The organism is Legionella gratiana (assembly GCF_001467695.1).
GTDB lineage: Bacteria > Pseudomonadota > Gammaproteobacteria > Legionellales > Legionellaceae > Legionella > Legionella gratiana.
On the sequence record NZ_LNYE01000023.1, the window covers coordinates 94,643 to 107,002 of the forward strand.

Below are 12,360 nucleotides of genomic sequence, written 5' to 3' on the forward strand. Positions count from 1 at the left end.
ATTTAATTTAATGAAAGAACAAGGAAATTTATGGAGCAATTTTTTATTTTTGTACTAGTGGGCTTTCTTGCACAAATAATTGATGGTGCATTAGGGATGGCATATGGGGTGATTGTTACGGGAGTTTTGGTTTCTGTAGGTATTTCTCCCGCAGTGGCTAGTGCTGCAGTTCATACTTCCGAGATTGTGACAACCGGTATCTCGGGTTTATCACATGCTATGTTTAAAAATATTGATTATGCTTTATTTAGACGATTAGCTATCCCAGGTATTTTGGGGAGTATTCTTGGTGCATTCCTTTTAACAAAAGCATCAGAAAAGCTAACAAAGCCATTTATTGCAATTTATTTAATCACTATAGGTGGGTTTATTTTATACCGAGCTCTCCAAGGTGGAAAAATCCTTAAGCTCATAAAAAATTTTATGGTCAAACGATTAAAGAGGCGTGCATTGCCGTCTAATCATGCACGCGGGTTAATCCCCCTTGGATTTTTTGGGGGTTTTTTTGATGCGGCAGGTGGAGGAGGATGGGGTTCTATTGTTAATGCTACCCTATTGGTACAAGGTACAACCCCACATTATACTATCGGCTCAGTAAATTTAACTGAATTTTTAATTACCCTCAGTGTTTCTACAACGTTCTTTTTTACAATAGGAATTACTCATTGGGCGGTTATTTTCGGTTTGATTTTAGGTGGCGCAGTCGCTTCTCCTTTTGCAGCATATCTCGTTCGCTATATTCAACCGCGAATTATTATGCTGTTGACAGGAACAGTAGTCTTATTACTTGGATTCCATTCAATTATTGCATTATTTTTGTGGAAATAAGATGTGGGGTGTGCTGCACCGCCATTGATACTCAAATAGAAATGGATTTTCGCTTTCGCGAAAATGATAAAACCCTTAAGTCAATGGCTGTAGAGATATCGGTATTCTACATGCCCTCTTTTAATGTCTATAATTAAATAAGGAGTTCTCGCTGTTTAAGGATATATGAGGAGAAAGCCATGTTTAAACGGATAGCTTTATTTATTGCTACAAATTTGGCCATTATTGCAGTTATTTCTTTTATCCTCAGTTTATTTAATGTCCAGCCATATCTGACACAATATGGTTTAAATTATCAATCTTTATTTATTTATGCGTTAATTATTGGTTTTACAGGTTCATTTATTTCTCTGTTTATCTCTAAATGGATGGCAATACACGCATTTAATATTCAATTAATTGAAAAGCCAACTAATGATATAGAGTCTTGGTTGTTTAGTGAGATAGGAAATTTAGCGAGGCAAAGAAATATTGGAATGCCAAATGTTGGAATTTATGAAAGTCCAGAACCCAATGCTTTTGCCACAGGGTGGAATAAGAATAATGCTCTTGTTGCGGTGTCAACTGGATTACTCCAATCTATGAATAAGGAAGAAATACAAGGTGTTTTAGGACATGAGATTTCTCATGTTGCCAATGGTGATATGGTAACCCTCACTTTAATTCAGGGGATTGTGAATACTTTTGTCATCTTTTTTGCCCGTATTGCTGCTTTTTTTGTAACTCAATTTTTCCGAAGAGATAATGAAGAAAGCGTTGGCGGCGGTTTTGTTTATTATGGGGTTGCTCTTCTATTTGAATTACTTTTTGGAATTCTTGCTTCAATGATCGTCATGTGGTTCTCTAGGTATCGCGAATTTAGAGCAGATAGAGGCTCAGCACAATTTGTTGGTAAAGAGAAAATGATAAAAGCTTTAGAGCGATTACAACAACTTGTCGATAAAACACCCAGCGATGATCGGGCGCCAGCATTTAATGCAATGAAAATATCCAGTCAAAACGGCTGGTTAACTCTTTTTTCCAGTCACCCTCCATTAGAAAAACGAATCGCAGCGTTACAAAAATTATAGATAATTTTAATAAAGACATAAATAGTACTACACTACTGAATATAAATACTCATGGATAAACTCTATGGTCAAGTTGAATTCACCACATATTGTTATTGTAGGTGGTGGTGCAGGAGGCATGGAGCTGGCTGCGACACTCGGTGGTAAATTGGGGAAAGCAGGTAGAGTCTCTATTACTCTAGTCGATTCATCACCTACACATATTTGGAAACCTCTTTTGCATGAAGTTGCTGCGGGGAGCTTATATACCAACGAAAATGAAATTGAATACTTAGCTTATGCTGCTACACATCATTTTCATTTTGTTTTAGGGGCATTAGAAGGATTGGATCGCAGTAAAAAGGAAATTTATCTATCGCCTTTTTTCAGCCACGAAAAAGAAATTTTGCCCAAACGGGTAATTTCGTATGATATTTTAATTATTGCAGTGGGCAGCATTGCGAATGAATTTGGCATCCCCGGTGTCCATGAAAACTGTTTGTTTTTAGATAATCTTCAACAAGCGAGCTATTTTCATCGCGAATTATTAAATCATTTTATGTGTCTTTCCCAACAACCCAAACATGAGCCATTTAATCTTGTAATAGTGGGCGGAGGAGCTACGGGGATTGAACTCATAGCAGAATTACATCATTCAATTCAGCAAATTATTAATTATGGATTTGAGATTCAGCCTAAAAATATTTCTTTGACTCTAATAGAAGCAGCAAATCGATTGCTAATTGCTCTCCCAAATCAATTATCTGAAAAAGTATTTGCTAAGTTAACTCATATGGGAGTAACTATCCATGTAAATGAACCGGTGAAGGAAGTTACAGAAAAAGGATTATTTACTCAATCAGGAAAATTTATAGCCGCTAATGTTGTTGTGTGGACTGCAGGCATTAAAGCTCCGAATTTTTTGCGTCATTTAGATGGTTTAGAAGTCAATAACATGAATCAATTAGTAGTCAAGCAAACGTTACAAACCACTGTAGATGATGCCATTTTTGCATTAGGAGATTGCGCAAGCTGTCCCCAGACCAATTCAGATAAAACGGTCCCACCAAGAGCACAGGCTGCTCATCAACAAGCCCATTTTTTAGCGAAACATTTACCAAATTATTTAGAGGGTAAACCAATACCTTTTTATCATTATCGTGATCATGGTTCTTTGGTGACATTAAGCCATCATGTAGTAGGTAACTTAATGGGGAAAATGGCTAAGAGCTTTATGATAGAAGGCAAATTGGCTCGCTTATTTTATTTATCTTTATACAAGCAACATCAAATAGCTTTATATGGTTGGTGGAGAGTCTTTTTACTTACTTTGTCTAATTTATTAAGTCGTAGAGTAAAGCCTCGATTGAAGTTGCATTAAAATAACGTAAGTTCTAAATAAAACAGTTCGCTGTAAAAAATCACTTTATTTTTTATAGCGAACTGGCGTTAAATAGAAACAATGACATGTTCAGGGATCAACAATGTGGGACAGAAATAAAAAAGAATATTTGAATCGTCTCTCCAAGATTAACGATTACTTTAAAAACAATAAGTTTATTGATGCAGATGATTTAGTGGCAGTACTTTCAAAGCTCATTCATTCAGGTGATCGAGTATGTATTGAAGGCGATAATCAAAAGCAAGCCAGCTTTTTGGCTGCAGCAATGACCCAATTAGATCCCAAACAAGTGAATCATCTGCATATGATTCAATCCGCTATCGCTTTGCCTGAACATCTCGATATTTTTGAAAAAGGAATTGCAACGCGAATTGATTTTGCTTATTCAGGACCACAGTCAGTACGTCTGGCCAATATGGTTAAAAATAAAAAAATCGAGATAGGTAATATTCATACTTATAATGAGCTTTTTGGTCGATTAGTTACTGATTTAACGCCCCATGTTTGTTTGTTGATGGCAGAACAAGCGGATCAACAAGGTAATTTATTTACCGGAGCAAATACTGAAGAAACTCCAGCAATTATCGAAGCAACCAATTTTAAAAATGGTATTGTCGTGGTGCAAGTTAATGAACTGGTTGATCGTTTACCGAGAGTTGATATTCCAAGTGATTGGGTTGACGTTATTGTTAAAGGTCCGAAACCCTCCTATATAGAACCTCTTTTTACCCGAGATCCTGCTCAAATTGATGAGATAAAAATATTAATGGCTATGATGGTCATTAAAGGAATATATGCACCTTATCAAGTAAATATCTTAAATCATGGCGTTGGTTTTAATACTTGTGCCATTGAACTATTATTACCTACTTATGCGGAATCATTAGGACTAAAAGGAAAAATAGGCCAGCATTGGGTTGTGAATCCTCTACCTACGTTAATTCCTGCTATAGAGGCTGGATTTGTAAAAACCATTTATCCTTTTGGAGGTGAAGTTGGCATGAATCGCTATGCAGCTGCTCGTCCTGATGTATTTTTTACGGGTAAAGAAGGTTGTTTGCGTTCTCATCGTATGTTAGGCCAGCTTGCTGGGCATTATGCCTGTGATGTATTTATTGGCGCTACATTACAGATAGATCTTGAAGGCAACAGTTCAACTGCTGTTGAAGGTCGAATTGCCGGTTTTGGCGGGGCTCCTAACATGGGTTGTGACGCGCCCGGACGACGCCATTCCTCTTATGCGTGGCTAAAAGCAGGGCAAGAACGTAGTGAAGCATTAGCAACGACCATGCCTCGAGGAAGAAAATTAGTCATTCAAATGGTTGAAACATTTCAGAGTTCAGCACGTCCCACTTTTGTAGAAAAGCTGGACGCGTGGGAATTACAAAAATCAATGAATGCAGATTTGCCTGCAGTGATGATTTATGGAGATGATGTAAGTCATATTGTGACTGAAGAAGGCATTGCAAATCTTTTAATGTGTCGCACTCTTGCGGAGCGTGAGCAAGCAATTCGTGGTGTTGCAGGTTATACAGAGGTTGGCATACAACGGGATAAGGCCAAGGTTGAAGAATTGTGTCATCGAGGCGTAATAAAACGTCCTGAAGATTTAGGGATTAAGGTTTCTGATGCAACTCGCGATCTCTTAGCTGCTAAGTCCATTCGAGATCTAGTTGACTGTTCTCATGGTTTATATGAGCCACCTGCAAAATTTAGAAATTGGTAGAGGTAAGAATATGGAAACAATGGAGTTTCGTTTTACATTGCCTGGCAATCGGTTACGAGGTAAAAAAACAGTTTGTGGGGTTGTGGGCTCAGGTAATTTGGAAGTTATTATTGAAGAGAATGATACATCCGAAACTTTATTTATGATTCAAACCGCAGTTGAGCATTATAAACCTGTTTGGAAAATGGTGATCGGGGATTTTGTGAATCGATATAAGCCTGTAGGTTTGCAATTTACGCTTAATGATAATGGCGCAATGCCCGCTGTTGTTCTATTACGTTTAAGTCAAGCCTTAGAAGAATTTCAAGGTTATTACAAAATCGGTACAAACTACCAAGAACTTGGTGCGCGTGAACGAATTCATGCTCTTTTTGATGAGAACTCATTTGTGGAGTGGCTTGCTGAAGAAAAACATTATAGCCCCTATTTAGCCGCTTTAAATTTACCCGGAGAAGCAGATGATGGCATTGTCATTGGCTCTGCCTTATTGGAAAAGAATAAAGTGCTTATTGCATCTCAGCAAAAAGATTTTATGGGGGGAGCTGTTGGTGAAATTCATGGCGCAAAACTTACGGGTTTATTCAAAGCAGCGATTAAGACTAAAGCTAAAGCGGTAATTTTGCTTATTGATAGTGGCGGGGTGCGTTTACATGAAGCAAATGCTGGAGAGATAGCTATTTCAGAAACGATTCGTGCTATTTTCGACGCCAGAAATAATGGAATAATGACTGTAGGTGTAGTTTGCGGTAAGAACGGCGCTTTTGGTGGTATGGGCATTATTTCTGGGTGCTTGGATTATCTGATTATAAATGAAGTGGGGCGTATTGGCGTTTCCGGTCCTGAAGTAATCCAAGCTGTAGCAGGAATAGAAGCGTTTAATGCATTGGATAGGGCTTTGGTATGGCGCGTATACGGAGGAAAAACACGTTATTTACAAGATGTTGTTCAGAGCTATATAAGTTCGGATGTAGCAGTGATTCGTGATAAGCTTATTGCTGCCCTAGATAAACATATTCCTCTAGATATTAACTCAATCAAACAAAAGCATAATCTCTTGAAAAAAAGACTCCAGGATACGATAGGTTATCAGGAAGAAGGTACTTATTTAAGCAAAGTTGCTCCAAAGTATGCTGCTACTCTTTTTAATATGAAGGATGAAGAGTTTTTAAAGGCAGCAAAAGAGATAAAAACAAACTTATGAGTTACATCATGGCTATAAGAATTGCGACGAAGGAACTATAAAATGGCTGCGTTAAGGGATATTCTAAAATTAATTTTTTCTCAGGAAATTGAGTTCATTGAGAATCAATCCGTGATTCAGGGACAAGCAAGGTTAAATAACCAATTGATGCATATTCTCGGAGTTAAAGAATCCACTTTTCTCGGTGCTGAACAAGCACTGATTATGGCGGAACATATAATCGAAATTCTTGAAAGTCAATCTAAAGATCCAGTATTGCTTTTAGTGGATGTTGCAGGGCAAGAATTAACGATGCGTGATGAATGGTTAGGAATGCAACAATATTTTGGTCACTTGCTTGAATGTCTTGAATGTTTACGTCAACAGGGAAATCCATTGATATCGCTTGTTTATAATCAAGCATTGGGTGGTGCGTTTATTGCTTATGGATTGATGGCCGATACAATCTTAGCATTACCGGATGCAGCTTTAGCGGTGATGTGGTTGGAGGGTATTTCTAAAGTGACAAAAATAGAATTGAATCAGCTTAAGGAACTGAGCAAGACGTTTCCAGTGTTTGCTCCCGGAGTTCAAAATTTTTATCAACTCGGAGGCTTACATGAGATTGTGACTCCATCTGAACTTGCTAAAAAGATTAGTTTAGCCATTCAAAAGAAGAGCACTGAAGATGATCGTGCATTTTTAGGCAGTGAGCGTGGGGGGCGGAAGTTGGCTTTTGCAATCATCAATCAAGTCGCTAATCATACATGACTCCACAAAGACATCATCTAATTTATCTTAAGCCTGATGCGGATTTCTCTCTTGTAGCCTGTCATGGAGATAAAAAAATAATTGAAGAACAAGTTTCATCCTGGCTTACAAGAGGATTTCCATGTATTTATGCAAAACAATTACCTGACGCAGAAACCGTCAATCTAGGTTTATCTCTTTGGTATGCCAGTAAAAAACATCGCGTTGGCCTTCGAGTTGTACCCTCAGTAATACAAAAGCAAGAACCTCTACCTCAACTTATTGAGATGCAGGATTTTTTCTTGCGTTATTATGGCCTTGACGATTTAAGCAGATTTATTGAATTCTATGAAATGTCAGATGTTGCCGTTTATGGATCTTTTTTATTCCAATATTTATCAGGATACGATTTCGTTACCGAAAGTTCCGATCTTGATTTGCTCCTCAATTATGACGAATATTCATTAGCTCATTTGCAAGGTTTCATTGATACTTTAACGCAACAATTTAAACGAACTATAGATGGAGAGGTCCGTTTTCAAACCTTAGGAGATATTTCGATTAAAGAATTACTCAATACATCTACAAAAAAACTATTGTGTAAGAGTAAGAACAACGTGATCTTATTATCAAGAACAGAACTTTATGAACACTATCCCTTGTTGTGAACGAACTTTAGCTAAATTGGCAATTAGAGCGCTTTATTTTGAGGTTAAGGCGTATCCAAAGCCTGGATTAGTAAGTTTTATTGATTCAGGGGCGCATCATGATATGGATGGCAAAACTTTTTATCGCAGTTTGTTTGCCTTGCGCCATTATTTTTATCAAATTTCAAAAAATGGACTAATCAATGGTTCTTTCGAGGAATTAAGAAAAATAGCTATTAAGGCTGAGCAACGAATGCTTGCGCGAACTTTTGGGGTTAATACCCATCGTGGCGCTATTTTTGCTTTAGGCATTATCTGTGTTTCAGTGATTCGATTAGCTCAGAAAAAGAAGTTTTTTACACCTAGTGACGTACATTTGCAGTTATTAAACGATTGGCCAATACCTTTAAAAAATCATACCGGAGATCCAGGAAGTCATGGTGCTTTAGTGCGCCAAAAATATAAGGTGATTGATGCGAGGCAAATGGCGATGCAAGGTTATGATCGGATTTTTCAATTACTCCCTGCTTTTATTGAGCTTTTTATAGAAACACAATCATTAGATACAGTCTGTTTGTTTGCTTATGCAGAGCTTTTAATGTGCGTAGATGATACCAATATTCTCTATAAAAAGGGAAAGGTTGGATTGGATTATGCAAAATGTAAAGTAAAAGAATTGCTAGCTATTTCCTGTTTGCAAACTCGCAGGCAAAAAGCTCTAGAAATACATCGAGTTTTTTCAGAAATAGGAATTAGTCCTGGTGGGGTAGCAGATTTAATTAGTGTTCTATTGTTTCTTGGGCAATTATTTTGTGACTCTCTTAGAGATTATTAATCACTTTGCAATCATAAATTATTTAAACGATTCATATGTGAAATCAAAATATCTCGTTGGAATTAATTTGCTCATATTGACTAATATAATAGGTAACGTTTTAAGCAAGTTATCATTATTATGAGGTAAGCAACATGACTGAAAGAACAGAATCGAATGAAAATAATAATAACTTATTAATGAAAATGATAGAATCATTGTTCAATCTGTTTGGTATAAAGCTTGGGAAAGGGGGAGGAATGCCTCTTAATGAGGCAATTAAGCAACCAGGGGCCGAACAACACGCTGTTGGAATGCTTGAAGATAAGACCACACAATGGTTGTGTCAACAAGCACTTAAAATTCCTGGGGTTAGTGACATGGCACAGGATTATTTAAACAATAATCCCGCGGTAAAAGCGTTTGCCCAAAAGGTTCTTGATAATCCAAGACTTACAGATTTTAAACAAGACTTAAAAGAAAGCGGTTTTCTCGATAAAATGGACTTAGATGCTAAAAAATCAAGTATGCCACAAGGAGACAAACAAGCTGAAGATGTTTCTTTGGCTATGACTGCAGTGAAGGATACACGAAATATTCAAGGAACTCATGATTTAGTAAGTAATATTGACCTCCCTGTATCTGATGAAACATGCACTGAGCAAAATACAATACCCAAAGAAGAAAATACGAGTCAAGTGCGAGCCAATTAGTATTGTAGATAGTCTCCCTTCAATGTATCCAATCAATGTTGAAAAAACTTGTACTGAGAAATGTTTTGAAACTACATCAAATTTTCTCAGAAACAATAGGGTAATAAAAAATCGATAAAAGAGCGAATAATACGCTGAGTGGAGGCTAAATTCTTTTCTCAAATGAATCACATTAATTTAGGATAAAGCCATTTAAAAAAATTAGAAAATACAATCTATACTATAAATTAAGTCATATTGCATGATTATTAAGGGAGCAACTTCATGGATACGATTAATAATTTGTCACAAATAGATAAGATCCCCATACTATCTCGAGCCCCTATTTTTACAGGTATAGGATTTACTGAGCAGAAAATGCTTGCGGATAAATGCACGATTGTTGCTTATGGACCTGAAGAGATTGTTATAGAACAAGGTGAAGTAGGGGATAGGCTTTATATTATTATTAAGGGTTCGGTACATGTTTCTGTAAAAACAAGCTCTATGGGATGGAAACATATCAACACTTTGGGTGTAGGAGATGTATTCGGGGAAATTGCTATTTTACGTAATATACGCAGAACAGCGCGGATTGTTACCATTACTGCCTGTCAGTTTCTTACGATTAATGCCAAAGATTTTTTAGATGTTTATCAATATTTTCCTGCAAGAGCACGTGATAATATCCAATTAGTTGTTGCTAAACGTTTACAAGAAAGTGGTGTTTATGTGCGTATGTAGAATATTGTAGATGAATTGTAGGTTCTCAGGAAGATAAAAATGGAAGCTCATTTTATAAATGTACTTTTAGGATTTATTGAGGGATTTGGTCTCATTATTTCTCCTTGTATTTTGCCTATTTTGCCTATTTTTCTAGCAGGATCTTTGACAGGATCTAAAAAAAGGCCAGTGGGCATTATTGTTGGTTTTACTTTGTTTTTTTCTCTACTGATATTTTTTTCGCATCAATTAGTGCAGTACTTTGACATTGATTTTAATTGGGTTCGCAATGCAGGTTATGTTCTTTTGCTTTTTTTGGGACTCATTATGTTTTCAAATTATTTAACAGAACAATTTGGCAAAATGACCCAAGGATTTACCCGCATAGGGAATATTTTTTCTCCAGTAAATGATTCTGAAGGAGGTTTTTGGAATGGACTTTTATTTGGGGGCATAATTGCAATTATTTGGACACCGTGTGCAGGACCTATTTTGGCAGCAATAATTGTCCAAACTGCTTTGCAAAAAGCAACGCTAATTAGTTTTTTTACTCTTATTGCCTTTGCTTTGGGCGCAGCAATTCCTATGTTTATTATCTCTCTTTATGGGAAAAAATTAATCAGAACTTTTGCTTTTTTTAAATCTCGGGCTGTTCTTTTTCGTAAATTTTTAGGTGGATTGATTATTATAAGCGTAGTGTATATGCTTTATTTTGAAGGACTTGTTGTTTCTACTTCAGTTAATCCTCAAACAGGGATTAAAACATCTACTTCATTAATTGATGGATTGTGGCTTCCTTATCCGGCACCGCCCATACAAGGCATTGATGCGTGGATAAATTCCCCACCCTTGCACATAAACGATTTGCATGGAAAAGTAGTGTTAGTTGATTTCTGGACTTATTCTTGTATTAATTGTTTGCGTACTTTGCCCTATGTTAAAGAATGGTATAAACGCTATCACAATCAAGGATTGGTGATCATTGGTGTCCATACGCCCGAATTTGATTTTGAAAAAAAATTGTCTAATGTGGAAGCCGCAGTAAAAAGCTATGGAATTTTATACCCTGTAGCACTTGATAATCAGTATGTTACCTGGAATAACTATGAGAATCATTATTGGCCTGCACATTATTTAATTAATAAAAAGGGTGATGTAGTATACAAGCATTTTGGTGAAGGCAATTATGATATTACTGAAAATAACATTCGCTTTTTATTGGGGGTGAAGAATTTAACTATTTTAAATATGTCACAAGATAATTCTTTTTCATTCACAGAAACTCCCGAAACTTATTTAGGCTATGCGCGAGCTGATGCTGATTACAGTCCGAAACTTATAAAGGATAAAACTACTCGCTATCATTTTTCTCCAGAATTATCTGCTAATGTTTGGAGTTTAGAAGGTTTATGGCAGGTTCATGCCGAGTATATTCGTGCTGAAGAAGCGAATGCAGCACTAAAAATACATTTTAAAGCACGCAAAGTGTATGCTGTTATGGGCAATAGTACTGCAAAACCAATTAATATTAAGGTGATTTTAAGTGATTTAACTGGAAGAAAGATAAAAGAAAGTGTTCTTTTAATCGATAAATACTCTATTTATCCGCTAGTAGTGCAAAAGGAATTTACGAGTGGATATTTACACATCATTGTTAATGAACCTGGAGTTCAATTCTATACCTTTACTTTTGGAAATTAACGTGAGTTACAAGGCATAAAAATGCTTTATATGTCGGATTATGTAAGCTATTTTTTAGCAATAGATAGAACTTTTTTTACCTCGGCAACTGTAGCGCCTTCTTCATTGGTAATAGGTATATTGAATTCTGATTCAATTTTTTTAGCATCTTCTGTTTGCAGTCGAATTTTTTCAACTTGCTCCAATGACAGCTCGAATCTCGCGTAAAGAGTCCCCTTAGCAGGTACTTTATAACGAATAGATGCAGATTTGTCCCAGACAATATATCCCTTACCCAATAAATTCATTAACATCAGCATGTAAAATGGGTCTGTCATGGAATACATAGAGCCCCCAAAATGAGTGCCTACATAATTTTTGTTCCAAAAGCGCATTTTCATTTGGACAACAATAGATGTTCCATCAGGATTAAAATTCTTTACGCTAATTCCTGCTCCCCAAAAAGGTGGCCAAAATCGCATCATTTTTAATAGGGTTGAAAATTTCATGCAAAAAATCCAGGTGAAATAGGAAATTAGGAGCAAATACGAAATGATTATAATACTTAAGTCTATTTGAGCACCATATCTTAAATATTTTTTGTATTTTTTGAAATTACTGACTACAGTTAGTTTGAACCTGAAGAAAAGGAGAAATAAAATGAATAGGGATATTTTTCAAGGTAAATGGGAAGAAGTCAAAGGTCAAATGAAACAATTCTGGGGTAAGCTCACTGACGATGACTTAAAACAAATTGAAGGGAACCAAGAAGAGATTTTTGGAAAACTTCAAAAACATTACGGTTATACTAAAGATCAAGCGGAAAAAGCAGTAAAAGACTTTCAAAGTAAAACTCGCCATTGATGATT

Annotated in this window: 13 protein-coding genes; 12 read left to right on the forward strand and 1 reads right to left on the reverse strand. The window is 36.3% G+C overall.

Features of this window, described 5'->3' with window-relative positions; translation table 11 throughout:
* Window positions 1-30 precede the first annotated feature (30 nt).
* The 11 genes from Lgra_RS11295 (at window position 31) to Lgra_RS11345 (ending at window position 11,512) form a co-directional block, all read left to right on the forward strand.
* Window positions 31-828 carry a sulfite exporter TauE/SafE family protein gene (locus Lgra_RS11295; RefSeq protein ID WP_058499380.1) on the forward strand — a complete coding sequence of 266 codons (798 nt, stop codon included), beginning with the start codon at window positions 31-33 and terminating at the stop codon, window positions 826-828.
* Window positions 829-1,007: 179 nt separating this feature from the next.
* Entirely contained in the window at window positions 1,008-1,898 is an 891-nt protein-coding gene (gene htpX / locus Lgra_RS11300) for a protease HtpX (RefSeq protein ID WP_058499381.1), read from the forward strand.
* A 64-nt stretch (window positions 1,899-1,962) separates the two neighbouring features.
* Entirely contained in the window at window positions 1,963-3,258 is a 1,296-nt protein-coding gene (locus Lgra_RS11305; protein ID WP_058499382.1) for an NAD(P)/FAD-dependent oxidoreductase, read from the forward strand.
* A gap of 103 nt (window positions 3,259-3,361) precedes the next feature.
* A complete protein-coding gene (mdcA, locus tag Lgra_RS11310; RefSeq protein ID WP_058499383.1) occupies window positions 3,362-5,005 on the forward strand; it encodes a malonate decarboxylase subunit alpha in 1,644 nt (547 codons plus the stop codon).
* Window positions 5,006-5,015: 10 nt separating this feature from the next.
* Complete coding sequence (locus Lgra_RS11315) at window positions 5,016-6,206, forward strand: biotin-independent malonate decarboxylase subunit beta (RefSeq protein WP_058499624.1); 1,191 nt, start codon at window positions 5,016-5,018, stop codon at window positions 6,204-6,206.
* Window positions 6,207-6,248: 42 nt separating this feature from the next.
* Complete coding sequence (locus Lgra_RS11320) at window positions 6,249-6,956, forward strand: biotin-independent malonate decarboxylase subunit gamma (protein WP_058499384.1); 708 nt, start codon at window positions 6,249-6,251, stop codon at window positions 6,954-6,956.
* Window positions 6,953-7,603 (forward strand): malonate decarboxylase holo-[acyl-carrier-protein] synthase, encoded by a 651-nt coding sequence (mdcG, locus tag Lgra_RS11325; RefSeq protein ID WP_058499385.1) that lies wholly within the window; start codon window positions 6,953-6,955, stop codon window positions 7,601-7,603. The genes Lgra_RS11320 and mdcG overlap by 4 nt, the downstream gene beginning before the upstream one ends.
* Window positions 7,581-8,417, forward strand: a complete 837-nt coding sequence (locus Lgra_RS11330; protein ID WP_058499386.1) for a triphosphoribosyl-dephospho-CoA synthase — start codon at window positions 7,581-7,583, stop codon at window positions 8,415-8,417. The genes mdcG and Lgra_RS11330 overlap by 23 nt, the downstream gene beginning before the upstream one ends.
* 134 nt (window positions 8,418-8,551) lie before the next feature.
* Window positions 8,552-9,109, forward strand: coding sequence for a hypothetical protein (locus Lgra_RS11335; RefSeq protein ID WP_058499387.1), 558 nt, complete (start codon window positions 8,552-8,554; stop codon window positions 9,107-9,109).
* Between the two features lie 264 nt (window positions 9,110-9,373).
* Window positions 9,374-9,832 carry a cyclic nucleotide-binding domain-containing protein gene (locus Lgra_RS11340; protein WP_058499388.1) on the forward strand — a complete coding sequence of 153 codons (459 nt, stop codon included), beginning with the start codon at window positions 9,374-9,376 and terminating at the stop codon, window positions 9,830-9,832.
* Between the two features lie 39 nt (window positions 9,833-9,871).
* Complete coding sequence (locus Lgra_RS11345; protein ID WP_058499389.1) at window positions 9,872-11,512, forward strand: cytochrome c biogenesis protein DipZ; 1,641 nt, start codon at window positions 9,872-9,874, stop codon at window positions 11,510-11,512.
* Between the two features lie 47 nt (window positions 11,513-11,559).
* Here the strand turns inward: Lgra_RS11345 and Lgra_RS11350 are convergent, their stop codons facing one another.
* Window positions 11,560-12,000: a DUF4442 domain-containing protein gene (locus tag Lgra_RS11350; RefSeq protein ID WP_058499390.1), complete on the reverse strand. Its 441-nt coding sequence runs from the start codon at window positions 11,998-12,000 to the stop codon at window positions 11,560-11,562.
* Between the two features lie 151 nt (window positions 12,001-12,151).
* On the opposite strand from Lgra_RS11350, the gene Lgra_RS11355 reads away from it, so the two are divergent.
* Window positions 12,152-12,355 (forward strand): CsbD family protein, encoded by a 204-nt coding sequence (locus Lgra_RS11355; RefSeq protein WP_058499391.1) that lies wholly within the window; start codon window positions 12,152-12,154, stop codon window positions 12,353-12,355.
* Window positions 12,356-12,360: the final 5 nt, after the last annotated feature.